The following is a 23,231-nucleotide window of genomic DNA, read 5'->3' as shown; positions in this document are numbered from 1 at the left end:
GCCCTCGGCGCGGTTGACTTGTCCAGGCATTGCCGCGAAATGTCTGCCACATAGATGAGCGAACCGCATTCCGCGCTTGTGCTGAAATCGGTTCTGTTTGTCCAGTACATTATTTTCCGCGTTCTCTTACGCGTCTTATGTAAGGAAGAGGTCTAATGAAGGGAATAATACTCGCAGGTGGAAGCGGTACACGTCTCTATCCATTGACCATCGCCGTCTCGAAGCAAATGCTTCCCATCTACGACAAGCCGATGATCTATTATCCGCTGAGCGTTCTAATGCTGGCGGGAATACGTGACATCCTGGTGATTTCAACACCGCATGATTTGCCGCTGTTCCAGAAGCTTTTGGGGGATGGCCGCGATTTCGGCGTGAATTTTTCCTATGCGGAACAACCAAATCCGAATGGCCTCGCGGAGGCGTTCATCATCGGTCGGGAGTTTATCGGAGACGATAGCGTTGCAATGATCCTTGGCGACAATATCTATTTCGGCGATGGTCTGTCCAACCTCTGCCAGCAGGCGTCGACCGGCGAAAAGGGCGGCACAGTTTTTGCCTATCACGTCGATAACCCGCAACGCTATGGCGTCGTCGAGTTCGACAAGGCCTCAGGGCAGGTGCTTTCCATCGAAGAAAAGCCAATCAAGCCGAAATCGAGCTGGGCTGTCACCGGCCTGTATTTCTATGACAACGAAGTCGTCGATATCGCGCGATCCATCAAGCCTTCCCATCGCGGCGAACTGGAGATTACCAGCGTCAACAATATCTATCTTGAGCGCGGCGAATTGCGGGTCCAGCGATTGGGACGCGGCTATGCCTGGCTCGATACGGGGACGCACGACAGTCTGCATGAGGCCTCTTCGTTCGTGCGCACCATCGAACACCGCCAAGGCATCAAGATTGCCTGCCCGGAAGAGATCGGCTTGGAGTGGGGTTGGCTGAACGCCGAGCAGGTTTTGGAGAGAGCGGCCAAAATGGGCAAGACCGAATATGCCGCGTATTTGCGCCGCCGTGCAGCGGAGGTCGGAAACGATGATTGAAGTCAACCCTCTCGCCCTCTCAGGGGTGTTCGAGATCAAGCCGCCCAAATTCGGCGATGAGAGGGGGTTCTTCTCCGAAACCTATAATGCGCAAGCTCTGGCCAAAGCAGGGATCGATCTTGAATTCGTTCAGGACAATCACTCTCTTTCGGCTGCCAGGGGTGTTCTTCGCGGGTTGCACTACCAATTGCCGCCACGCGCGCAGGATAAACTGGTCCGCGTCGTGAGCGGCTCTATACTCGATGTCGTTGTCGACATCCGGAGATCATCGCCGACCTTCGGGAAATGGCTTGCACTTGAGGTGTCCGCTACGAAATGGAACCAGATCCTTGTTCCAAAAGGCTTCGCACACGGGTTTGTGACCTTGGAGGAAAACACCGAGGTCATCTATAAGGTGACGGATTACTATTCACCCGAACACGATCGCAATATCCGTTTCGATGATCCTTCCATAGGTGTTGATTGGCCCTTCGAGGCCGCTGCTATTCAGCTGTCTGACAAGGACCGGAAGGCGCCCTTGCTCGATGGTGCCGATATCTTTCCCTGAGGAGCAATCAATTTCATGAAGATACTTGTTACTGGCGGCGCCGGCTTCATTGGATCAGCGATCTGCCGTCATCTTGCCGCCAACCCGAAGAACCATGTCGTCAATGTTGACAAGCTCACCTATGCGGGCAATCTCGCTTCATTGCGCCAGCTTGAAAACCATCCGAATTACAGCTTCGCCAAGGCCGATATCTGCGACGATGTGACGATCCTCGGCCTTCTCCGCAAGGAGAAGATCGATGCGATCATGCATCTTGCAGCCGAGAGCCACGTCGATCGCTCTATCGACGGCCCGGCCGCTTTTATCGAAACAAACATCGTTGGTACGTTCCGTATGCTCAATGCGGCGCTGACCTATTGGCGGGAGCTTTCGGAGCCGACGAAATCCGCGTTCAGATTCCATCATATTTCTACTGACGAAGTGTTCGGCGACCTTCCTTTCGACAGCGGTATCTTCACCGAGGAAACACCTTACGCGCCGTCGTCGCCTTACTCCGCTTCCAAGGCTGCTTCGGATCATCTGGTCCGGGCCTGGCATGAGACCTATGGCCTGCCTGTGGTGCTGTCGAATTGCTCGAACAATTACGGTCCCTTCCATTTTCCGGAAAAACTGATCCCTCTGGTCATTCTCAATGCCCTCGATGGCAAGCCCCTGCCCGTCTACGGCGCCGGTGCCAATATACGTGACTGGCTGTATGTGGAAGATCACGCCCGCGCACTCGAACTGGTCGTCACCAAGGGCAAACCCGGCGAAAGCTATAATATCGGTGGTCGGGCGGAACGCACCAATCTCAGCGTCGTCGAAACGATCTGTGATATTCTCGACAAGAAACGTCCCCGGAGCGGTAACCGGCATTATCGCGACCTGATCACTTTCGTCACCGACCGGCCGGGCCATGATCGCCGTTACGCCATAGATGCCTCCAAGATAGAGCGGGAACTCGGATGGACGCCTGCGGAAACGTTCGAGACCGGCCTGGAGCGCACTGTGCAGTGGTATCTCGACAATGAGTGGTGGTGGCAGCCAATTCGTGGTGAGCGTTATGCTGGCGAGCGGCTCGGCGCAGCGGCCAAAGGAACGTCATGAGGATTGTCGTTACGGGACGAGAAGGACAAGTCGTACGCAGCCTCATCGAACGGGCAGCATATCAGCCTTCAATCGAGCTCATTGCTCTCGGACGCCCGGAGTTCGATCTGACGCGCACCGAAACCGTCTCCGAAGCAATCTATGCCGCCAGGCCAAATCTGGTCGTCTCTGCGGCAGCATATACGGCGGTTGATCTTGCCGAGGACGAACCCGAGCTGGCCCATGCCGTTAATGCAGTCGGCGCGGGAATTGTGGCGCAAGCTGCCGCGACGGTAGGAGCCCCTGTAATCCATCTCTCCACGGATTATGTGTTTTCTGGAGAGGGCGATAGGCCTTATACGGAAACCGATCCGACTGGACCGTGCGGCGTTTATGGCCAATCGAAACTCGAGGGTGAAATGACCGTCGCTGCCGCCAACCCTCGCCATCTGATCTTGCGGACAGCGTGGGTCTATAGCCCGTTCGGCAAGAACTTTGTGAAGACGATGCTCAAGCTGGCGGAAAGCCGCGACACCGTGTCGGTGGTTTCGGATCAATGGGGCAATCCCACATCAGCGCTTGATATAGCAGATGCTATTTTGCGAGTTGCCGACCGGCTGCGGACAGACCCGGCATTCGATGCTTTCGGCATCTATCATCTCGCGGGCAGCGGCGATACGAACTGGAGCTCGTTCGCCAGGGAAATCTTTGCGGCAAGCAGCAATAAAGGCGGTCCCCTTGCCGAGGTCAGGGACATTCTTACCGCTGAATATCCTACAAAGGCCGCTCGCCCGCTTAACTCCAGATTGTCGACGGACAAATTCTTTGACGTTTTCGATTGGCGCGCCCCAAAATGGAATATTTCCCTTGCGCAGGTGATAGATAAGTTGGTCTCTTCCTGAAAACTACTTCGGAATGATTAGTACCGCGGCTCGAATGCTTGAGTCAGCAATTGAAAATAATGTTATTCTTGTTGGCATTCGTGATGAGTCAAAGACCATCTTGATCCAAGGCGGTTCACGGGGGTCCTATGCAGGATGTCAGGAAATGGTTGAACAAGCTGAAGCTTGATCACTTTGCCGACGCGTTCGCGGAATCTCAAGTCGACTTTGATAGTCTCCGCCTCCTCTCGGACAGTGACCTGCAGAGCATGCGGATTCCGCTCGGTCCCAGAAAAAAGATTCTCGCGGGTATCGCGCGATTGATCGAAGAAGGCAGTGGCGAGCTATCGCAAATTTCGGGCGAGCGCCGTCCATTGACCATTCTGTTTTGCGATCTGGTGGATTCAACCGAATATGCGGTTCTGCTGGATCCGGAGGATTTCAGCAAACTGACGCGAGACTATCTGCGGCAATGCAACAATGCGGTGAGAAGCCACAACGGCATTGCGGCCAACTATATAGGCGACGCCTTTCAGGCATTATTCGGTTATCCGATTGCTGAAGAAGACGACGCAGAGCATGCACTTGCTCTGGCCTTCGATATTCTGAGGCTCGTACCCGAGATCTCGGTAGCAGCAGGACCGCCTTTACGGGTCCGGATAGGAATAGCAAGTGGCCTCGTGGTGGTGGGGGATTTTCTCGGAGCGCCTGCAGGCGTGTCTACGGTCGCTTTAGGATCTATACCCAACCTTGCACAACGGCTCCAGACAATGGCGCAGCCGCAAACCATTTTGACGGATCAACAGACTCACGACAATGCCGCCGGCGCATTCGAATTCACCGACCTTGGCCAGCAAACATTGAAAGGTTTTTCCAAGCAGATACACGTCTGGCGGGCCGAAAAAGAGCGAATTCTGGAGAACCGCTTCGCCAAACGAACTCAATTGACGGAACTTGTCGGCCGCCGCAACGAAATGTCCCAGGTGCTCGAACTCTGGCGAGAGGTGGTTGCAGAAAACCGCGGTCAGGCATCGCTTGTTTCAGGTGAAGCCGGTATCGGCAAGTCGCGGCTCATTTTCGAAGCTCAGCGCCGTATGCCGCAATGCACGTATTTGACGCTTCAGTGTTCGTCCGCATACTCCAACAGCGCACTGTTCCCATTTCTCACATTGCTCAAACGCTATGCCGGAATTCATGGTGACAATCCCGCGCAGGGTCTGGAAAAACTCGAGGCAATTCTCGCTCTGAGCGATGTCCCCCTCGCTGAATCCCTGCCTATATTTGCGGGTTTGCTTTCCATCGACCAGCACCGTTACCCGCCTTCTGACCTGACGGCGCCGCGGCAGCGCAGTGTTTCGCATCGCATAATCATAGATTGGCTCCATCACGTATCGCGCATCAACCGCGTTCTGCTGTCGATCGAGGATGAACAGTGGATCGACCCTTCTTCGAGCGATGTGCTTGAGGCGCTCTTGGAAGAGGTGGCATCATTCCCGATGCTGATCCTTATCACGACACGTGAGAAGACACTTTGCAGGCCGTTGAAGGGCGAAAACTTGCACAAGATCGCACTCAAGCGGCTAAGCGACTACGAAGCTCGTATGCTCGTCAGCAATGTTAGCGGCGGCAAACCCCTGCCGAGCGAAATTCAAACCTCTGTGCTGAACAGAGCCGAGGGTGTTCCTCTCTACGTCGAAGAATTGGCGCGGACAGCTCTGGAGACAGGCGGCCCACTCTTTCCTTCGGAGTCAGAGGTGCGGGAGCAGTCCGTCGGGGTTCCGAATTCGCTGCAATCTTCGCTGTTGTCGCGTCTCGACAAACTTGGCCCTGGCAAGATGATCGCTCAAACCGCTGCGGTCATTGGACGGGAATTCGACCTCAGGTTGCTAAGCCGACTTAGCGGCTTGTCGGCTCGTTCATTAAATTCCGCGTTACGCCACCTTGTCGAGTCGGGATTATTCGCACCCCAGCCAAACCGGAAGAGCTACATATTCACACACGCGCTGCTCCAGGAGGCCGCACACGACACTTTGTTGCGAGAACGTTGCCGCGAACTTCATGGCAAGGTTGCGGAGGCCATTCAGAAGATCTATCCCAAACTGGCAGCAGAACATCCAGAGCTCTTGGCACAACACTATTCCGAAGCAGACGAGTTGGAACGGGCCGCTGACTGCTGGCTTGCTGCAGGTCTGAATGTTGGCAAGACCTGGGCCAAAGTAGAAGCCGCAAACATGTTTGCACATGGCGTTGAATGCCTGCATAAGCTTCCGGCTACGCTCGAGCGCAAAGAGAAGGAGTTGCGGCTCTGGCTGGAGATCGGCGACGTGCACTACGCGACATTTGGATATGTCACGCGCGAAGGTAGCGATGCTTACCGAAATGCAATGCGATTGAGTGACGAGCTCGGCGATACGGAATCGCCTGTCCGGGCGCTCGACGGTCTCTTCGGTACGGCCTTCAATTCTGCACACTTTGCCGATGCCGAATGGGCTAGTGACCGGTTGCTCGACATCGGCAGGAAACGCGATCATATCAAGGCCCGGGTACTGGGACTGCAGTTCAAGGGTATGAGCCTGTTTTCTCAGGGTAATCTCAAAGGTGCCCGCGACTATCTCGAACGTTCGCTTGGGTACGAAGCACATAAGGCCACAATCGGCAGCGACTTTCCGAGCATGCCGATGCTTTACCTCGCCTGGACATTGCATTTGCTCGGTGAACATCAAAGGTCAATTGACCTCTATGACGCTGCGGAACTCGATGCACGTCAGCAGTCGGCTTACAGACTTGCCGCCTGCCTTGGCAATGGCTGCATTCTGTTGGCACTGCGCAACGATGTCATCAAACTACGCGAGCTAACCAACGAGCTCATTCCTTTGGCAACGGAGAACGGATTTCAGCTGTGGCTGAATATGGGCTCGTTCTTCGAGGGCTGGGCCATGGTCCGCGCTGACCGCAACTTTGACGGCTTGGAAAAGATGCGTAAGACCTGCGATAACCTCGGCGATCAGGAGATCGACAAATCTTGCTATCTGGGGCTGCTGGCGGAATGCTATCTTCAGGCTCAGGCAATCGAAAAGGCATCTGACGCCGTTGACGAAGCGCTGGATCTCGTGAGCAACACCAATGAAAACTATTTCACCGCGGAGCTGCTCCGGCTGAAAGGCGAAGTGCTGCGCAAGAAAAATGCGACCGGCTTTGCCGAAGCATTGTTTAAAAAAGCCATTGCTTTTGCGCGCAAACAAGGAGCGCGCTCGTGGGAGCAGAAGGCCAGCCAAAGCCTGACGGAACTGAGGCGTTCGTTCGATGGAAAGATCAAGAATGATCGGCCTTCTTCAATCGCATGAGACGTCAGCATAGAGAAGATGATCGGCCTGCCCATAGGTGACGTTGCTTTGGTCGAAGCAAAATCTCTTGGGCATTATGCGAACGAGGTAACGGCGATTGCATTGGGCAGGCAAATCCAGCTTGAAGGCCCGCATATCCTTCGACGGAACGGGATCGGTGAATTTCGAGTGGCCGAAGTAGGAAACGTTGCGGATCAGCGTGGCCGAACCAGATGTCCCCGTCTCGCCGTCTACGGCGACAAAATTGTTATCCGTCGCCTCCTCCAAACCAGGATAGTCCAGTGGCGACGGCGTTGCACCTGATGTCGGGATTTCCGTCGACTTGACCGCCACATTGAATCGCACATCGTCTCTTTGCGGAACATTGCCGTAACTGTTCAGATAGCGCCAGCTCAGCCTAACTACCCGGTCGGCAATCGCTTCTGTGCCCAGTGGGCGTACAACGTCAATGGACAGGCCCTCGGGCTTCGAGTTATCGCCCTGCGCCGGTGCTTCTGGTGCGGGACAGGACGTATAAAGCGGTGCGTAAGCGCACTCGTTGCCCCCTGCTCCCCACAGACAATTACTCAACACGCTCCAGTCTGAGGCACTGATTTCGGGCGGTAGAGCCGACAATTCATTTCCATCGATCGGAACCATCCAGGGATGGATTTTCCCGGCGCCGGATCGGGACGCCCACTTCGTCCTGTGAGAGTTTATTTCCCGCAACTTCCGCTGCTCCGCCCTGAGCCGAAGAGACTGAGACCTTTTCGGATGTGCAATGACGGGGTCTCGTGCCACTGCATCGGCTGCAAAGCGCTGCCCCGTCGTTTGCGTCGTCAAGGTATGACACTCGGTGCAGTTTCCCGTCGGATCCCGGACTGTCATGGCGCGCTCGAGATCGACGCCATAGGTGGCAGTGTAACCGGATCCTATAACGCGGAACGGTGTTGACCTGCTCCGCGGCGCGGCGGGGAGCAAATTGCCCAGACTGAAGGCGGGCGCTCTCGGATCATGATTTCCGGCAAGATAGCCTACTCTCGCTTGCTGAATATTGGGGTTGATGACATAGGCACTTTTGTTGTCGTGGCAAGCGGAGCATTGCACCTGGAATGTCGGGTCGTAAAGGACTTCTGCCTCCGCCCGGCCTTCGCTGTCGTGATAAGAACGGCCACCAGGCGGGACGAATTTCTCCGACCAGTCGAATTCACCCCAGTCTTTTCTGCCGTCAAAGAACACAATCTCGCCCGAGCGCCTGTTGAACCCGATAACGCCGAACAGCGCAAACTTCGGATTTGAGCGCTGCCAATAGGGGATGGGTTCTACCTCAAGGCTGTGGCTCGACTTGCGGCAAAGGAAAAGCCATTCCACATCGCCATTTTCGACACGGTTCAGTCTTGAGTTCAGGCCGCAATAGGTTGCGCTTCCAGTCAGTGAAGGCTTGTCACATCGCGCAACACCGCTTGTCCATTTGACCACCTTCCCCTCGCTATCGCGATGCTCGAATTCCAGCGGATGCCCGGCCTTTCCCGGATTCGGTTTAAGATCGACAATATTGCCGTCGATTTGCAGGGGTATTGTTTTGGCCGCACCGTCCGTGCAGTCCCCGTCGGGAATCGGACCGAACACAGCGCGTGTCTCATCCCCGAACCGGGTGATCGTGTCGCCGCTCGCCGACGCCGGCTCCCAAAGGAAATGCCCATTCCAGCGCTGCACCGCCTTAGCAAACGAAACCTCATCCCCCCCCCGAGCACCGTTGCTGACGGGCCTCATGTCGCTGCCTTGGGAATTTCTCGCCAAACCCTGAGTGAGGGCGACGACCGCGGCTCCGACAATGAAGATTTGGCTGATGTGCCTCACTAGCGCTTCCGATGAGATTCAACGCGCCCGGAATTGGATTTTGCGCCCGTCGGTGATGAGCGTGATCCTCGAAAATTTCCAGACACCGCCTTCCCGCTTGAACACGGTTCTGAATGCAGCGGTGTAGTCGAGCACCGGCGTTTCGATATCCGGGTGCTGAAGCGTCACCGCCAAACTCGTTTTCCCCTGGATGGTGTTTGTGTCCACGGAATTGAGCAGTATGTTGCTTTCGATATGCCGTGTCTGCGTATCCTGCGCCGTAAGTTCGTTGAAAACGCCGTTGAGATATATCTCCAGCGTGTCCTTGTCGGTCCTCTTGAGAATTTGTTCTCCAGCCGCATTGCACAATTCATAGAATACATCGTCAGTAAAAAGCCCGTCCAGTTGACCGAAGTCGTGATCGTCCAGAGCCCAGTTATAGCGATGAATCAATTTAAAAATTGCCCTGGCATCCACGGGTCCGGGGTCGCTGGGATTTATCAGCCAGTCTGACTGCGGATGGTTATCACAGGCTGGTCCAGGGGCAGGCCCTCCCGTTGAAGGCGCACTTCCAGCCGCCTTTGTTTGTGCTATGGCCGCTCCGGCAAAGGCGAGGCAGAAGCTGAAACCGATCACCGAAGCTACCATTCTAGCGCGGTGGGTAAAAAGCGTCCTGTATGTGTCTGACATCCCAACCTCCTGTCGATCATGACTTTGAGCAGACGTGCCTTGGTCCGCAGTTGAATCTGATTCTGATCAAGTGAAGTTCTTTACCTTCACGCTGAAGACGGTGCGTGGTATGCGCCAGACCAGGATCCTTGCTTTCCTTGTCACCGTTGTCACCCTTGTTGTAGTTGTCGCTAACATCACCGTAGTTGACGAGGCCCTTCATAAACAATTGATCGACAAACGCTGTGGCAGCGGCTTCGGGGCTGGTCGGCTCCATTGATCGTCCGTCCGGGGTTGCGCTTCGGGCAATAGACTTTGCCGCGTCTGCTGGCATTTGAACGAACAAAGGCTCCTTCAGGCCATAACGGGATGATTCCAGCCGAGCGAGTTTCGGCAAGGCTTCGTCACCTACCCTTTCGGAATTCGTGTCAACTGCACCATTCAGCACCGACATGATGCGGGACGCCGATTCAAGTGAGAGGATGCAGCGCCGGACAAAAGCATCACGAAAAATTGCCAGATATGCAGGATTTTTCAGGGCACTTTTCTGCACCATCTCGGCGGCCACTTCCGCATAATAGCTCGGCACAATCCGGGCAGATTTGACGGCATCGACCATTATGTCTCGCATGTCCTCCGTGACCTTGAGCAATTGAGCAGACGTTGGTGCAGGATAAAGGGCCAGCATACCTGCCATTGCTTCGAACAAGGCACCGGTGAAAATCCGCGAGAACGAATGACGATCCGAAGAAAGCTGTGTTGTGTGAGCACTCAGTGGCAGGGGGGTGGGGTCACAGTAGCAGAAAGGGTTCACCGCATTGCGCAGGCAATCCGGCTCGGCGTCGTTGGGAGAGATTAGGTAAAGGGCTGTACCGAATTGCTGAGCAATTCGCGACAACCTTGAGCTGACGTAAAGACTCCCGCCCGTCACTGCCAGAGACGCCAGAACGGAATCTCGCATCGACGGAATTTGGAGTGAACACAATATTGCACTCATATCACCGAACGATTCATGAAACGCTTCGATTTCCAGGGCAAGCGTGTTCCAAAGAAGTTCCTCGATCGCATCAAGCATGGCATGACCCAGTTCATGGCAAAGCATATCCGGGCTGGCGACAGCGTATATGGTTGCTGCGGATGATACCCCGTAATAGAAATTCAACGCTTGCCGGTCGTAGCCGGCGTTCCATCCCGGACCTACCTCCAGTCTCACGGTAAGGGCAGGACCGCGAAACCATTGCCCCCTCACGACGTTCGGACCCCAAAAATCCGCGCCTCGCCGCAAAGCTGCGGCAGCGTTCCAATACCTGAATTGCGGCGTGTTTGAATGTTGGCTGGTGGCAAGAGCCGGTGGCGGAAACGTATATTTGAAAGGGATCTGCCCAATGTTCGGTTTGGCAGCCATAATCAATACACCGGGAGAAGCAGGATCGTCCTCCCAAATCAGAATTTGCTGAGCAGCCATAACACATCCCCAATGACCAAGACTGCGCTAGCTGGCGCAGTGTTTTGTTCGGAGCTCTGACAGTCATTCACACTTGCAAATGCGGAGACAGCTTATAAATGTTGTTATAGTATCGAAAATGTAGAGTTATAAATGCGACCATCGGGGCAAATATCATTGTATTGCTTGCCCGCTTGCACAATCACAGCTCTCCCAGAAGGTAAGTCGATTGATTGTTCACTTACCCTGTATGATATAGCAATCTTGAACAACTATGAATACATAGAAGGGTTTAGTCTGATTACCACCCATCTCCCACCCAAATGGATATAGCCGAATTACAGGCTCTTCTTTTTCTTCATCTGACTTCACAATACGTCGAAGAATGGACGCAAGTTTTGCGGACTGAATGGAGAGACGCAATGCCGGAAACTCGCCCTATGTCGGAAGAAGCACCTAACCCGAACGTGAGCCAAAGTGCGATCTCTGGTTCCGCATCCGGTCACCTGGCTTTGGTGCCAACATGGTTGCCCCTCGAGGTCGTCCCGAGTCCCGCATATTCCGCAGGCAGTGGTGGCGATGGCATTGCCATTGGTCTTATCAGCAGCATGCCTATGGCGATCTTCCAACCCTCCAATGCCGCCATTGCTGGTCCCAACACCGCGGTAGAAGCGCATCAGGGTAATAACGCCCTGATCAATCAGCATTCCACAGCAATGGCTGGCATGGGCGGAGACGGTGGAAACGGCAATGCCGTTGTCGGCGGCGGAGACGGCAGTTACAATTCCGGAAGCGGTGGCAACGGGCTCTTCTTCGGCGGCATGGTGAGTTCCGATGTCGGTGTATTTGCGCCTGTCAATACTGCTATCTCATGGGGCAGCGGTTCATCCGCACTTGCCAATCAGTCCAACAATTCCGTCATGCAGCAAGGCGCCACACAAATTGGCGGTGTCGGCGGTTCCGGCGGAGACCACAACGGGACATTCGACAGTACGCCCGGAGGCGTCGGAACACATACCTACACCGGTGACATGTTCGCCGGCCATGGCGGCAACGGCTATTTCATGGGCAGTATGGTCGACGTGAATGTTGCCATCTTTTCGCCGATCAATATCGCCGTCGGTGCGGCAGGCGGCTCCGCCGAGGCACACCAGACCAACAACGCGATTTTCGATCAGGGTGGTATCCAGATAGCGGGTATCGGCGGCGATGGCGGCGGATTCAATTTGAGTTCGGATACGATTTTCACCGGCAACCACAGCGGTGGCAGTGGTGGCTCAGGTTTCTCGAACGGCAATTTCGTCGACCTCAATGTCGGTGTTTATCATCCGATCAACATTGCTGTGCCCGCGGGCGGCACAGCGGATGCCCAGCAGATCGATAATGTGCTTTTCGATCAGCACTCATTGCAAATGGGGGGCGTTGGAGGCCACGGTGGCGATGGCAGCCTTGCTGATAATCACTCCGCCCTTGTGGATGATATTCTTTCGTTCCTGCACACCTAGCGCAAACTCGTCCCGGACTTCTCGCGGCCTTCGAAACCACGCTTGTCGTGGAAGATTTCGATGCACCGCCAATCGGCGCGCCGCGCCGATGTAACATTTCGGGCTGTCTCAATTGATTACACCCATCTGCCGGATACATACCCCACCCAAACGAACGGCCCCGAATATCCAGCTAGTTCACGAGCAAAATCGCGAGCACTCTTTCAGGGCGGTTAATCTGCCTGACGATGACGTCGCGGGTATCTGGCCGTGGGAGAAACACGGAAAACTTAAGTAAGGAGTAAGATTATGCCTATTCCACAATTGTCTGACACGATCCAGTTAAACCATTCCGATGCTGGCGATGCCAATGCCGGTAACGGCGGTGACGGCTACAACAAGGGAGATATCAGCTTCAGCCCTAGCGCATATTTCAGCGCCTCACAAACCGTAGAGGGGGCTCATACCAAATTGTACAATGGCGACGACGTCTGGCAAAAAGCCAGTTGGGAAGCCAAAGACGCCGGCAATGGCGGCGATGCCTCGGCACATCACGGTCTCATTGCTGCCATCACCAACAATGGTGACGGCGGTGACGGCGGTGATGCATCGTCCAATGGCAGCCAGTCTAACTCCAGCGGCGGCAATACGGCAACGGTTGCTGCAGCCACGACGGCTACCCAGGTGAATGAGCTCATGGCCCATCAGGATGCCGTTATCCTCGCCGGCGTCGGCGGCAATGGCGGCAATGGCAACCTGGCACTAGGTGGCAACATCGAGTCGACAGCGGTTCATATCGATCCCACGACCGTCAATAATACTCTCGACCATTTCGTCAACGTTCTCGGAACGATCGATCAGCACGATCTCGGCTCATAAAATCAATTCGCCAGGATCGCCGGTTGTGACCGGCGATCCTTAAATCCGGACAGCGAGACCAGATGGCTGTCCTTTCAGTGAGCACCTGACCATGACAACGAGTCTCGTACAATCGCAGCGTCAACCGACGCATCTGGTCGTAGCCCTTCGCGCCTGTGCCGGAGCATTCGGCCTGGTTTTCATCTATAGCTGCGGTTACAACCTCTTTCTGCTCGCACCGTCCATCTATCTTCTGCAGATATATGATCGCGTCTTGTCGAGCCGCAGCACCGATACGCTGCTGATGTTGACGCTCATCATAGCGGTGGCCGTCATAGTTGGATCCGTACTTGATATTGTGCGGCGCGCAGCTCTTTCTCGCATTGGAAGCTGGTTCGACCATCGCTTGCGGCCTTGCGTCCTTACTGCATCATTCGAATACGCGGCAAGAGCCGATACGGGTGTGGCTACCGATTGCTACCGGGACCTCGCCTCTCTGCGCCAATTTCTCGATTCGCCCGCAAGCGCACTGCTTTTCGACGTGCCTTGGGCGCCAGTTTTTCTGCTGCTGCTTTTCCTCGTCCACCCCTTGCTCGGAGCAATCGGCGTCTTGAGCGCGATCGCACTGCTGTTGCTCGCGCTGCTTACCGAACTTGCCACGCGCGAACCACTCACCCATGCGAATGTTGCGCTGGCAAGGAGTTACACCCGGTTTGCAACAGCGCTCAAATATATCCAGGTCATCCGGGCGATGGGTATGCAGGATGGTGCAGCGCAGATCGTCTATCGCGATGCGGAAGTTGCAAGAAAAGCGCAAGATAGTGCCATGCACCGGACCGAGATAATTCTTGGTTTCTCGAAGTCCATTCGCACCTTGACCCAAATACTCGTGATGGGCGCTGCGACATGGCTGGTCCTGGCCGAAAACAGCAGCCCCGGCATCATTTTCGTCGCCAGCCTTTTGCTCGGCCGCGGCCTCGCTCCAGTCGAAGGCGCAATCGGTGCCTGGCGTTCCTTTGCCTATGCCCGCAACGCCTTCAATCGTCTCAACAGAATGCTCATCGCTGTTGCTTCGGACACCGATGCTCGCATGGTGCCGGTCCCCGAGCCTAGCGGGCTTATCCTTGACAATGTCGGTTATGCATTGCCCTTTTCCGGCCGGCCACTATTGGGCGGAGTCAAGCTTCGGCTCGCCCCCGGGGACTGCGTGGCGCTGATTGGCGCTTCTGGATCGGGCAAGTCGACACTTGGCCGCATTATCGCGGGCGTCCTTCAACCCACGAGCGGATGCGCGCTCCTTGGCGGCGTCGACATATCGGCCTTGCGTCTTTGCGGAGGAACGCACCACATCGGATATCTGCCGCAGGACATCGAGCTCTTCGGCGGCGCCATCAAGGATGTGATCGGTCGGCTTGATGGCTCAGGTCCCGGCAAGGCAATCGAAGCGGCGAAACTCGTTGGTCTGCACGATGCGATCATGCGGCTGCCGCAAGGCTACGAGACCGACGTCGGCGAAGGCGGCAACTTGCTGCTGCGGGCTCAGCGCCAGCAGCTCGGTCTCGCCAGAGCGGTTTACGGCTACCCATCGCTGGTTGTGCTCGACGATCCAAATTCGAGCCTCGACTATGACGGCGAGCGGGTATTGTTCAATGCGATCGAACGTATGAAAGCAAGGGGAATGACGGTGGTAGTCATCACCCACCGGATGGGGATTCTGCCGGTCACCAACAAGATTGCAATCATGCGCAACGGGACCGTCGATGCCTTTGGAGATAGCGACGAAATTTACGACACCTATCTTCAACCGCCGTCACAGACAGGGACATAAGGATGCTCGCCATGGCCCTCGTTCAATTCGGCATTCCGGAGAAATTTACAGGCGCTTTGACCACAATTCGGCACGCCGTCGAAACGTCAGGAATCAGAAAACGATTTTTGACCTATGCCCCGACACCAAACACCTCGACAGCCTTGGCACCAGTGTCCCCCATGCCAAGGCTCCGCAAGGTCGCCTTGGTTGGCAACCTTTTGATTTGCACCTTCATCGTTGGTTTCGGCACCTGGTCTGTCTTTGCGCCTTTGAAGAGCGCTGCTATCGCCTCGGGTGTGGTTGAACCCGAATCGAGCCGTAAAACGATCCAGCATTTTGAAGGTGGTATTGTCCGGCAAATTCTCGTCAAGAATGGCGATGCAGTCAAAGCCGGACAGACCCTGATTCAGCTTGAAGATACAAAATCTCGTTCCGAGCGTGACGCCTTGCAGGGGCAGCTCTGGGATGCCGAGGCAAATCATGCGCGCCTGACTGCCGAGCGAACAAGCAGCAGTAACGTTGTTTATCCCGCGGATCTCGAGTCCATCAGGGCAGCGAATCCCGCAGTTGATAGCATCCTGATAGGCCAGCAGCGCATTTTCGCGACGCGCAGGCTGGTTATGCGATCCGAGATCGCAATCACCCAGAGCAAAATGGAGCAAGTACAACAGGAGATCGCAGGCCTTACGGCGCAAAAGGCTGGACTGACACAAAGGGCGGAGATCGCCCGGCAGGAGCTTGCCGCTGTTACGCCGCTTGTCGCAAAGGGCATCGAGAAAAAGAGCCGGCTTCTCAATCTTGGGCGCGAAAAAGCCGACATAGATGGTCAGCTCGGCGAAGTGATTGCACAGATTTCGCGAGCCTATCAGGTGATAGGCGAAAGTCAGGCATACCTTGTCAAAATTGAGAACGACCGATTGAACGAGGTGGCGCAGGGTTTGCGCGACGCGGAAAGCCAGATAATGCAGCTGAGTGAAAGACTTCGGGCGATCGATGATCAACTCTCAAGGACACAAATCAAGGCCCCGGAAGATGGCGTGATCATGGATCTGCGCATCCATACGGCGGGCGGTGTCATCGGCGCTGGCGAACCCATTGTCGATCTGGTCCCTCGCGAAGGACGGCTTATCATCACCGCACATGTCCGTCCTGAAGATATCAACCTCGTGCACTCCGGGCTGTCCGCACAGGTTCACCTCCTCCCATATAATCAACGTCGGGTCCCGCTTCTCAAAGGCCTCGTCGAATATGTTTCCGCCGACCGCCTTGTCGACAAGGCGACCGGTCTACCCTACTACGCGGCGACGATCCGAGTGACGGATGAGCGGCTGCCAAAGATGAAGAATGTTGGTTTGGTCCCCGGAATGCCGGCCCAGACCTTGATCGAAACCGGGGAAAGCACTGTGGCCTTCTATGCGGTCCGTCCGCTCATAGACAGTTTCAACAGGGCGTTCCGCGAGGATTGAGCAGGAATTTGATCAGTCGATGGTCGACGAAACCAGTCCGGCATTCCATCAAGCTCCGCGCGTCTAGGTGTGAACTTATGCAGTCGGAGGGAGACGATGCGATGAGCAAAAGAAAATTCAATGACGATGAGGTTATGGACATTCTCAAGGCACATCGCAGCGGAATGAGCGTGGCGCAGTTATGCCGCGAACATGGCATCAGCGAGCCGACGTTCTACCGGTGGCAATCCTTGCAACTCAGAAATGCCGGCTTTGACGTGAAGAGGCTCAAGGCCCTGGAAGACGAGAACCAAAAGCTCAAAAAGCTGCTGGCCGAAGCCATGCTGGCGGCAGCGACACTCAGTGAGATGCTTGCCAATACTCCATCGAGGGGAAATGCCTAAGCGGTATACTCATGATCCGTGGATGGCGCCTGACCTAACCGCGCGACCACCTCAGTCCGGTTCTGAACGTTGAGTTTGCGCATGATGTGCTGCAGATGCATCTTCACGGTGTTGCCCGACAGATTGAGCTTTCCCGCAATCACCTTGTTCGGGTGACCACGCTGCAACTCCGCAAGGACGTCCGCCTCGCGGGGCGTAAAGTCCGCAACGCTTAAGTAACGCGCATGTCCATTACCGTTTGTCCGGTTCTCGCGGGGAGGTCTGTCGCTCTTTGGCATCTCGGTAGCAAACGTGCCGAGCGGATTTGGACAAAATATGCCGCCTGCAAGAACCAGCCGTATCCCGGCAATCGCTATTTCAATGGGCAGCGTCGTCGTGAAATACCCGCGAACTCCCATCGCCAGCGCATGTGAGGCCATCGCCGAATCGTCCGTGCTGGACAAAAGTGCGATCGCAGCTTCGGGAAAGAGCTCGGATATTGCCGCAAGGTCATTGTGCAAGCTGGAGCTTTCGACGTTTCTTCCCGCCACATCCAGTGCAACCAGACGCACATCCATACCAATGGCGCTATCGAGGTTCTCGATGCCCATCATGTCGATAAAATCCCAGCCCGCAAGTTCGTGCGCAAGGAGTCTTACGATAGTCGTCCGTGCAAGCGTGTGTTGATCTATGATGATAACGGCAGGAACTTGACGCACCCGACGGCGTTTTGTTTCATAATTATTGGACACTGCTCCCCCATTCTCCCCGTCTCTGCAGAGTTTGAATGCAAATGCCACATTTACATATTATATCTCTTTACCCGTCCTGTCGTGATAAAATTGGAAAAGTACTACCAATTAGTTAGGGGCTCCTGAGGAATGAGCCTGATCGTACTACCGAAGGATTTAACTCATTGGCCGCCGATATGATGGAGTAAGACTCGACCAGCGGACAGGAGGAACGACATCAGTGGCCTTGCCACGTCGCAGTAATCGACATTGAGGAGACCATTATGTGCCGCAATATAAAAACACTGTTTAACTTCGACCCGCCTGCAACCAAGGATGAGATCGACGCTTCCGCTTTGCAATTCGTGCGCAAGCTGTCTGGTTTCAACAAACCTTCGCAAGCTAACGCCGAAGCTTTCGATCGCGCCGTCAAGGAAGTTTCGGATGCGGCACACCGGCTGCTGACCTCCCTCAATACGCAAGCGCCGGCACGTGACCGCACGGTCGAGGCCGAGAAGGCACACGAGCGTTCAAGAGCGCGGTTCGCCCAGGCTGGGTAGGGCAATGTCCCACCCACCCTGCAACCAGGCAGCACTGTCTCAGTATGGCAGTTGGCGGCCTGCATGATTTGGCCGGTCAGTGCTTGCTGTGGCCCGAGCTTACGCCGTTTGAGCCTGTCCAATCGGGATGATAGGATTGCCACTGAGCGGCGCCGCTGCTGTCCAGACATCCCGCAAGCGTCGAGCTTGAAAATGCCATCACGGCCAGTACAAATATGGTTTTGATCGACATCGCATTTCTCCTCCACGATGTTCTTCGGCACAATTGTGCGCCTTAATAGACATGGGTTCGATATTGCGTGTTACGAATCAGATCGTCGTGAGCCGTATGTGATCATCTGGACACCGTGTGCCCCACCGCGGCACCTATTGCGGTGCCGACAACAATCCCCATCGAGATGCTGTCAAACATCGCATTTCCAAGCATTGCGCCGATGCCAATACCAAGAGCTATTCCGAGAGCCATACCCAAGGCTCGCCTGGCGTTGTGACGACAATTGGGCAACTGCCCGTAAGGAGGAATTGGCGCGCAGGTCGCCGACGGCTCCACGCTGGTCAATAACGGTCTCATGCAGGGCGGGGGCGGCCAAGGCGTACGTGGAGGCAGTCTTCTTGATCGCCAGCCCTGCGACGGTTGCCAGCACATTGATCAATACGGGCACTATTCGACTTTACGCCGATGATGGCAAAACTTCATGGATATTAGCTTGGCTGAGGTCAATCGGGGAGTTCTCCTTCGAGTACATCCCTTGCCTTCGGCCACCGTCAGACCGGAGAACTGCTCTGTAACGGCCAGGCGATAGGCCATGATGTCGATGAAAGAGCTTGGAAAACGCAGTCGCGGTCTCGTAGCCGACACGGGTCGCAATCCGTGCAATCCCCTCGTCACTTGTTTCGAGTAGAAACGCAGCCTCCGACATTCGGCGTGCGATCAAATAACGGTACATGGACTCGCCAACAAGCTTGGTGAAGCGAGCCGAAAACGCCGAACGACCAAGCCCCACGCTGTGTCCGAGGTCGCCAAGGGTCCAGGGCCGATCCGGGCGATCGTGAATCAACTGAAGGGCTGGTCCTATGTGCGGGTCCGCCATCGCTCCCAACCACCCGCCTTCTCCTGGACCGAGAGATTTGATCCAGCTCCGCAACACCTCGACGAAGAGTACTTCTGTCAGTCGTGAGAGCGCGACGCCTTGGCCGGGACGCTCAAGCGCCGCCTCGCTCACCATGCGTTGTAGAATCGCCTCGAGCCATCCACCGTCCGCCATGGGTTTCAGGAGAAGCACGGGCGGAAGTAATTCCAACACGCTACCGCGGGAGGGCCGCGCCACAGTGAAATTGCCACAGATCATCGTCGAGAGCGGCTGCGCGCTGCCTCCGTGACGAACGACGCCAAGACGTCCGGCCAATCTATCGAGGTCCAGAACCGGTAGCGGCTTCGTCCGGCGGTCTGAATAAATCACATGGGGCTCGCCGCGTGTCACTACAACAAAGTCGCCCTCGGTCAAGCGGAGCTCTCGCCCCTGTTCAAGCGCGAGGGTAGCTGAGCCACGACTGAGATAATGGAAAAGGGCGTAGGGGCGCGCTGGTAATGCCAGGTTCCATGGATGGCCGAGCTCGAAGTGGAAGAGCAGAGACCCGCTAAGGCGGACGCGATCGAGCACTTGGGCGAGGATGTCCATCATCCCGACATTACACGAACGGACGTTCGGACACAATATTCGGACGATCGGGGCCTAACGTCCGAGAACTCCATGACCTATTTCATCTAAAGGCGAGCCAATAGGCCGCGGCAAACCATTTTTGCAAACGGCAGATGGAAAAACCTCGACCTTGCCGGCGCCTGCCCTTCCCCCGGACCCGCGTCGTCCATCATCTTTACAGGAGCAATGAATGCGAAATCTTCTACTCTCAGTCGCCACCATCCTCATGGCCGGAGTAACATTTGCCGCCCCCGCCAAATCGGCTCAATTGCCCAAGGGGGCGGCACATAATATCGTGCTCGTCCATGGCGCATTCGTCGACCAGACGAGCTGGAAGCCGGTTGCCGATATTCTCACGAAAAAGGGCTACAACGTAACGCTCGTCGAAAACCCGCTCACCTCCCTCGCAGCGGATGTCGACGCAACCAAACAGGCGCTTGCGAAACAGAACGGCAAGACCGTTCTCGTTGGCCACTCCTGGGGCGGCGTCGTCATCACGCAAGCAGGTGACGATCCCAAAGTCTCGGCCCTAGTCTACGTCTCCGCATTCGCGCCCGACGTTGGACAATCCTTGGCGATGTTAGCCACGAGCGGTCCGGCAACCGAAGGCGGCGCGGCTATTCATCCCGACGAAAAGGGCGACCTCTACATCGATCCCAAAGTATTTCCTTCGGCAGTCGCGGCTGACCTTCCTTCGGAGATCGCCGTATCCTTGGCAAACCATCAGCTCCCGTTGAACCACACAGCGTTCGAGGCTCCTATCGATACGGCAGCCTGGCACGACAAGCCGACGTTCTACGTGATCAGCACGAAGGACAAGGTAATCGCGGCGGAGACCCAGAAAATGTTTGCAGCCAGAATGCATGCTCACACGACGGAAGTCGCAGGCAGCCATGCCTCCCTCGTAGTCCATGCGGAGGATGTCGCCGCGGTAATTGAAAGGGCCGCGCTCGTGCAGTAACACGGACGAAAACCAGAAGCAGGCGTATATGAAGGCGCTGAACGAAGCGTTGGATAGAGTCGAAGATCGTTACAAGAAGAAGATTCGACTCAAGAAAAACGAACTGAGCAAAGCCCTTCGCGCCTGCTGCTTGGATTGCGCGTCGTCTAGCGGCGCGCCTGGAAACCATTCTGCCGGCGGTCGAGATGGTCGCGGATCACTTGAACGACATTTCGCAGGAATTGCGGGATCGAGCCCGACATCGTTCCGCCTTTGGGCAGAAAGCAAGAAGTCCTGTCAGAGGTGCGTTTCACCGAGAGACCTGCGGGATTTCGTCGCTGATCATCCCGAGATCATTAGTCTTTCGAAGGAATTGAAATCTAAGAGCGGAGCTCGACGTCGAGTAGTACACTTTCTAAGGCGGTCCACGGTTCGCAGGTAGGCACTGAGGTCGCCTGGCGTTTCCCCTGTGTTTCCCCAGATGCCGGTTTTTTAACAGCGCGTTGGAGATTCAAAGGGATATGCAATTCTGTAAGTGACTGAAAAGGTTATGGTGGAGCCAAGCGGGGACTAACTACAGCGAAATTTATGTAGTAAAAACAACCGCTTCTTCAATATTTTGTTGCTCTTGTGTACCATTGATATGTACCACGGTGGCGGCGTTACTACGTCTCTAAAATTTGCAACCGGTTTCATATGCGGGTGATGACTGCTTTGGCGCAAGGCGGACGCGCCAGAGCCCTGTCATACCGTCATTAGCACTGGATCAACGGGAAAGGGCGGCCAGAACGACCGCCCCCGTTAGTCGAAAACCGGCTCAGTTAGTATGTGGCAGTGGCGCAAGGATAACTGTGTACTTGCAAATTGCCCAGCCACGTCCAGACCAATGCCCCTTCGGCGAGCGCGAGTGTGCACGGACTTTCAGCGTCTTGGGTTGCGTGACGTTAGGGATGACTTCAACAAAATTCGTCCAACTTACATGGCACTCCTGTTCCGAGCCGTTGCCACTCGTCAGGCCGCCGGAGAGGCTGTTCTGAGCAAGGACGTAGCCATCAGGGGACGTCACCGTCTGAACTTCGGAGTCGCATGCGTGACGTACGCCGTCGCCGCCTGTTCCGTCTGTCGTACACTGGCTGACCGCCGACAAGGTGGCCACGTCGGGGGAGGCCCAGACGAAGGTTCCCCAAATAGGAATAAAGATGGTAGCAGCAGCAACGCTTGTAATTATTGATCTGATCATTTTCATCTTACGCTCCAATACTTCTGGCCAAAATGAGTTTTTCATGTTGTCGCCATTGCAGGTAATGATGTCTGGTCACTTATAGTTATCAATATGGTCACAAAAGTTATTAATCGTGACTTTCTCCATATTTTTGCTTTTTACGTTCCAATTTGTCACAGAAAGTTACTTTTCTCGACGACCTTGAAAACTTAGGAAACTTGTCTAGTATCAAATGCATCTGGTTTAGGAGGTGCGTCATGGGAGCGAACTTTGACGGAGCAAGAGGGCTCGACGATGGATGGGTTAAGATCTACACCTATCTTCTCGCAAAGTACGGCGCGTGGGAATCTTTCGAAAACAAGGCACCTGCTGGTTCTCACCGCCGTATCATCCAGAATGGAACTGCTGCACAGTTCATAACGGCGGCTAAAAGAGCTTTGGAAAATAGCGGCGTATTCAATGCTACTGATTTAGCGAAATTCTGCGCCGAAGTGACTGTTATTCCGCACGGTCTGAATTACAACGGTTTAAGCAAAGCAGCTCGGGAAAGAATCCGCCGGTGTGAATACAAATCGATCCAGGACGATATGGAGGCTCTCGTGGACTTCGGACTTTTCAGAGCTCTTCAACGTGGAAACTATGGAATCACTCAACTAGGAGAGAGATGCTATGTCTATCTTAATCATGACAATGACGAGATGTACGACTTTCGCGATAACCCTACTACTGGCAAGCGAGGTCTTGGCAGCGAGCCTGCCGGGTGGCGTCATACTGCGATGACCTTCCATGCTCCTGAGAAGTGAGCACGCTGGCCGGAGTCCTGTGCCGGCGCCCGCTTTGCGAAATTTATTATCCTTAGAAAGGAGTGTTTCGTGGTCAATTGGTTTCGCCTTATAGCGGCCAGTAGCTTGGCAGTAATCCCCACTACCGCACCTGCGGAGTTGCTGAAGTTTCAATGCAGCTTCTACTCAGAGTTCCCAATTGGCGTCACGGTCGATGATCAAGCAAGGACTGTCTCAGCAGAAGGCAACAGCCACGACCTTGGCGGTGGGGGATTCAAGGTTCTTAAGATCACTAAGGATGGTATATGGCTGATCGCGCATGGGACAGATACCGATGAGGAAAGCTTGAAGATCACTTTGCTTCAGCGTTCCGGCGATCCCAAAAAAGGGGGCGTATTGAGGACAACGGTGATTGGAGACGGAGGAGAGCCCTCTTTAGTAGCCCCACCTGCCGGGGTGTGCTGGGAACCGGGGCCGTAGATGCCAACCGTGAACGCGTATGACCGGC

22 protein-coding genes are annotated in these 23,231 nt (G+C 55.2%); 14 read left to right on the top strand and 8 right to left on the bottom strand.

Features of this window, described 5'->3' with window-relative positions:
* Positions 1-155 precede the first annotated feature (155 nt).
* From rfbA to FHS21_RS20075, 5 genes are all read left to right on the top strand, one after another.
* Positions 156-1,040: a glucose-1-phosphate thymidylyltransferase RfbA gene (gene rfbA / locus FHS21_RS20095; RefSeq protein WP_112529650.1), complete on the top strand. Its 885-nt coding sequence runs from the start codon at positions 156-158 to the stop codon at positions 1,038-1,040.
* Positions 1,033-1,587, top strand: coding sequence for a dTDP-4-dehydrorhamnose 3,5-epimerase (rfbC, locus tag FHS21_RS20090; RefSeq protein WP_162701917.1), 555 nt, complete (start codon positions 1,033-1,035; stop codon positions 1,585-1,587). The genes rfbA and rfbC overlap by 8 nt, the downstream gene beginning before the upstream one ends.
* 15 nt (positions 1,588-1,602) lie before the next feature.
* The gene (gene rfbB, locus FHS21_RS20085; protein WP_112529648.1) at positions 1,603-2,673 is read left to right on the top strand and encodes a dTDP-glucose 4,6-dehydratase; all 1,071 of its coding nucleotides are present in this window, start codon (positions 1,603-1,605) and stop codon (positions 2,671-2,673) included.
* Complete coding sequence (gene rfbD / locus FHS21_RS20080; protein WP_112529646.1) at positions 2,670-3,554, top strand: dTDP-4-dehydrorhamnose reductase; 885 nt, start codon at positions 2,670-2,672, stop codon at positions 3,552-3,554. Before rfbB ends, rfbD begins: the two co-directional genes overlap by 4 nt.
* 128 nt (positions 3,555-3,682) lie before the next feature.
* A complete protein-coding gene (locus FHS21_RS20075) occupies positions 3,683-6,877 on the top strand; it encodes an adenylate/guanylate cyclase domain-containing protein (RefSeq protein WP_112529644.1) in 3,195 nt (1,064 codons plus the stop codon).
* Here FHS21_RS20075 and FHS21_RS20070 read toward each other — a convergent pair.
* Genes FHS21_RS20070 through FHS21_RS20060 form a run of 3 tightly spaced genes read right to left on the bottom strand, consistent with a single transcriptional unit; the run spans position 6,866 to position 10,439 of the window.
* Positions 6,866-8,716: a hypothetical protein gene (locus FHS21_RS20070; protein WP_112529642.1), complete on the bottom strand. Its 1,851-nt coding sequence runs from the start codon at positions 8,714-8,716 to the stop codon at positions 6,866-6,868. The two genes, FHS21_RS20075 and FHS21_RS20070, sit on opposite strands and share 12 nt — an antisense overlap.
* 18 nt (positions 8,717-8,734) lie before the next feature.
* Complete coding sequence (locus FHS21_RS20065) at positions 8,735-9,385, bottom strand: nuclear transport factor 2 family protein (RefSeq protein ID WP_183663778.1); 651 nt, start codon at positions 9,383-9,385, stop codon at positions 8,735-8,737.
* Between the two features lie 16 nt (positions 9,386-9,401).
* Complete coding sequence (locus FHS21_RS20060; protein WP_183663776.1) at positions 9,402-10,439, bottom strand: gluzincin family metallopeptidase; 1,038 nt, start codon at positions 10,437-10,439, stop codon at positions 9,402-9,404.
* A 791-nt stretch (positions 10,440-11,230) separates the two neighbouring features.
* Between FHS21_RS20060 and FHS21_RS20055 the strand changes: the two genes are divergently transcribed.
* The 5 genes from FHS21_RS20055 (at position 11,231) to FHS21_RS20035 (ending at position 16,809) form a co-directional block, all read left to right on the top strand.
* Positions 11,231-12,313 carry a hypothetical protein gene (locus FHS21_RS20055; RefSeq protein ID WP_112529636.1) on the top strand — a complete coding sequence of 361 codons (1,083 nt, stop codon included), beginning with the start codon at positions 11,231-11,233 and terminating at the stop codon, positions 12,311-12,313.
* A 288-nt stretch (positions 12,314-12,601) separates the two neighbouring features.
* Positions 12,602-13,171: a PE-PGRS family protein gene (locus tag FHS21_RS20050; protein ID WP_112529634.1), complete on the top strand. Its 570-nt coding sequence runs from the start codon at positions 12,602-12,604 to the stop codon at positions 13,169-13,171.
* A gap of 91 nt (positions 13,172-13,262) precedes the next feature.
* Positions 13,263-14,978, top strand: a complete 1,716-nt coding sequence (locus FHS21_RS20045; protein ID WP_112529632.1) for a type I secretion system permease/ATPase — start codon at positions 13,263-13,265, stop codon at positions 14,976-14,978.
* A gap of 11 nt (positions 14,979-14,989) precedes the next feature.
* Positions 14,990-16,426 carry an HlyD family type I secretion periplasmic adaptor subunit gene (locus tag FHS21_RS20040; RefSeq protein ID WP_112529750.1) on the top strand — a complete coding sequence of 479 codons (1,437 nt, stop codon included), beginning with the start codon at positions 14,990-14,992 and terminating at the stop codon, positions 16,424-16,426.
* 101 nt (positions 16,427-16,527) lie between these two features.
* On the top strand, positions 16,528-16,809 hold the full coding sequence (locus tag FHS21_RS20035; protein WP_162701916.1) for a transposase: 282 nt from the start codon (positions 16,528-16,530) through the stop codon (positions 16,807-16,809).
* Here FHS21_RS20035 and FHS21_RS20030 read toward each other — a convergent pair.
* Positions 16,806-17,540, bottom strand: coding sequence for a response regulator transcription factor (locus tag FHS21_RS20030; RefSeq protein WP_112529628.1), 735 nt, complete (start codon positions 17,538-17,540; stop codon positions 16,806-16,808). The two genes, FHS21_RS20035 and FHS21_RS20030, sit on opposite strands and share 4 nt — an antisense overlap.
* Positions 17,541-17,803: 263 nt before the next feature.
* Between FHS21_RS20030 and FHS21_RS20025 the strand changes: the two genes are divergently transcribed.
* Positions 17,804-18,079: a DUF2277 domain-containing protein gene (locus FHS21_RS20025; protein ID WP_183663774.1), complete on the top strand. Its 276-nt coding sequence runs from the start codon at positions 17,804-17,806 to the stop codon at positions 18,077-18,079.
* A gap of 76 nt (positions 18,080-18,155) precedes the next feature.
* Here the strand turns inward: FHS21_RS20025 and FHS21_RS20020 are convergent, their stop codons facing one another.
* The 3 genes from FHS21_RS20020 to FHS21_RS20015 all read right to left on the bottom strand — a co-directional run bounded on the left by FHS21_RS20020 (position 18,156) and on the right by FHS21_RS20015 (position 19,758).
* Positions 18,156-18,311, bottom strand: a complete 156-nt coding sequence (locus FHS21_RS20020) for a hypothetical protein (RefSeq protein WP_162701915.1) — start codon at positions 18,309-18,311, stop codon at positions 18,156-18,158.
* Between the two features lie 102 nt (positions 18,312-18,413).
* The gene (locus FHS21_RS31825) at positions 18,414-18,545 is read right to left on the bottom strand and encodes a glycine zipper domain-containing protein (RefSeq protein WP_465248743.1); all 132 of its coding nucleotides are present in this window, start codon (positions 18,543-18,545) and stop codon (positions 18,414-18,416) included.
* Positions 18,546-18,750: 205 nt separating this feature from the next.
* Positions 18,751-19,758, bottom strand: coding sequence for an AraC family transcriptional regulator (locus tag FHS21_RS20015; RefSeq protein ID WP_183663806.1), 1,008 nt, complete (start codon positions 19,756-19,758; stop codon positions 18,751-18,753).
* Between the two features lie 211 nt (positions 19,759-19,969).
* On the opposite strand from FHS21_RS20015, the gene FHS21_RS20010 reads away from it, so the two are divergent.
* Entirely contained in the window at positions 19,970-20,740 is a 771-nt protein-coding gene (locus tag FHS21_RS20010) for an alpha/beta hydrolase (RefSeq protein ID WP_183663772.1), read from the top strand.
* Positions 20,741-21,536: 796 nt separating this feature from the next.
* Here FHS21_RS20010 and FHS21_RS20005 read toward each other — a convergent pair.
* Entirely contained in the window at positions 21,537-21,959 is a 423-nt protein-coding gene (locus tag FHS21_RS20005) for a hypothetical protein (RefSeq protein ID WP_183663770.1), read from the bottom strand.
* 239 nt (positions 21,960-22,198) lie between these two features.
* On the opposite strand from FHS21_RS20005, the gene FHS21_RS20000 reads away from it, so the two are divergent.
* On the top strand, positions 22,199-22,744 hold the full coding sequence (locus tag FHS21_RS20000) for a hypothetical protein (protein ID WP_183663768.1): 546 nt from the start codon (positions 22,199-22,201) through the stop codon (positions 22,742-22,744).
* Positions 22,745-22,813: 69 nt separating this feature from the next.
* The gene (locus tag FHS21_RS19995) at positions 22,814-23,203 is read left to right on the top strand and encodes a hypothetical protein (protein WP_183663766.1); all 390 of its coding nucleotides are present in this window, start codon (positions 22,814-22,816) and stop codon (positions 23,201-23,203) included.
* Positions 23,204-23,231 lie beyond the last annotated feature (28 nt).

Origin of the sequence: Phyllobacterium trifolii (genome assembly GCF_014192095.1) — a bacterium.
Taxonomy (GTDB): Bacteria; Pseudomonadota; Alphaproteobacteria; order Rhizobiales; family Rhizobiaceae; genus Phyllobacterium; species Phyllobacterium trifolii.
This window is presented reverse-complemented; position numbering and strand designations above follow the sequence as displayed.

What these genes read in the sequence shown, in the direction of transcription:
- FHS21_RS20000 (WP_183663768.1), top strand. Translation starts at nt 22,199, where the DNA reads ATGGGAGCGAACTTTGACGGAGCAAGAGGGCTCGACGATGGATGGGTT.
- FHS21_RS20055 (WP_112529636.1), top strand. Translation starts at nt 11,231, where the DNA reads ATGCCGGAAACTCGCCCTATGTCGGAAGAAGCACCTAACCCGAACGTG.
- FHS21_RS20020 (WP_162701915.1), bottom strand. Translation starts at nt 18,311, where the DNA reads ATGTCGATCAAAACCATATTTGTACTGGCCGTGATGGCATTTTCAAGC.
- rfbB (WP_112529648.1), top strand. Translation starts at nt 1,603, where the DNA reads ATGAAGATACTTGTTACTGGCGGCGCCGGCTTCATTGGATCAGCGATC.
- FHS21_RS20045 (WP_112529632.1), top strand. Translation starts at nt 13,263, where the DNA reads ATGACAACGAGTCTCGTACAATCGCAGCGTCAACCGACGCATCTGGTC.
- FHS21_RS20025 (WP_183663774.1), top strand. Translation starts at nt 17,804, where the DNA reads ATGTGCCGCAATATAAAAACACTGTTTAACTTCGACCCGCCTGCAACC.
- FHS21_RS20075 (WP_112529644.1), top strand. Translation starts at nt 3,683, where the DNA reads ATGCAGGATGTCAGGAAATGGTTGAACAAGCTGAAGCTTGATCACTTT.
- rfbD (WP_112529646.1), top strand. Translation starts at nt 2,670, where the DNA reads ATGAGGATTGTCGTTACGGGACGAGAAGGACAAGTCGTACGCAGCCTC.
- FHS21_RS20010 (WP_183663772.1), top strand. Translation starts at nt 19,970, where the DNA reads ATGCGAAATCTTCTACTCTCAGTCGCCACCATCCTCATGGCCGGAGTA.
- FHS21_RS20050 (WP_112529634.1), top strand. Translation starts at nt 12,602, where the DNA reads ATGCCTATTCCACAATTGTCTGACACGATCCAGTTAAACCATTCCGAT.
- FHS21_RS20015 (WP_183663806.1), bottom strand. Translation starts at nt 19,758, where the DNA reads ATGGACATCCTCGCCCAAGTGCTCGATCGCGTCCGCCTTAGCGGGTCT.
- rfbA (WP_112529650.1), top strand. Translation starts at nt 156, where the DNA reads ATGAAGGGAATAATACTCGCAGGTGGAAGCGGTACACGTCTCTATCCA.
- FHS21_RS20040 (WP_112529750.1), top strand. Translation starts at nt 14,990, where the DNA reads ATGGCCCTCGTTCAATTCGGCATTCCGGAGAAATTTACAGGCGCTTTG.
- FHS21_RS20060 (WP_183663776.1), bottom strand. Translation starts at nt 10,439, where the DNA reads ATGCTTGATGCGATCGAGGAACTTCTTTGGAACACGCTTGCCCTGGAA.
- FHS21_RS20005 (WP_183663770.1), bottom strand. Translation starts at nt 21,959, where the DNA reads ATGATCAGATCAATAATTACAAGCGTTGCTGCTGCTACCATCTTTATT.
- FHS21_RS20065 (WP_183663778.1), bottom strand. Translation starts at nt 9,385, where the DNA reads ATGTCAGACACATACAGGACGCTTTTTACCCACCGCGCTAGAATGGTA.
- FHS21_RS20035 (WP_162701916.1), top strand. Translation starts at nt 16,528, where the DNA reads ATGAGCAAAAGAAAATTCAATGACGATGAGGTTATGGACATTCTCAAG.
- rfbC (WP_162701917.1), top strand. Translation starts at nt 1,033, where the DNA reads ATGATTGAAGTCAACCCTCTCGCCCTCTCAGGGGTGTTCGAGATCAAG.
- FHS21_RS31825 (WP_465248743.1), bottom strand. Translation starts at nt 18,545, where the DNA reads ATGGCTCTCGGAATAGCTCTTGGTATTGGCATCGGCGCAATGCTTGGA.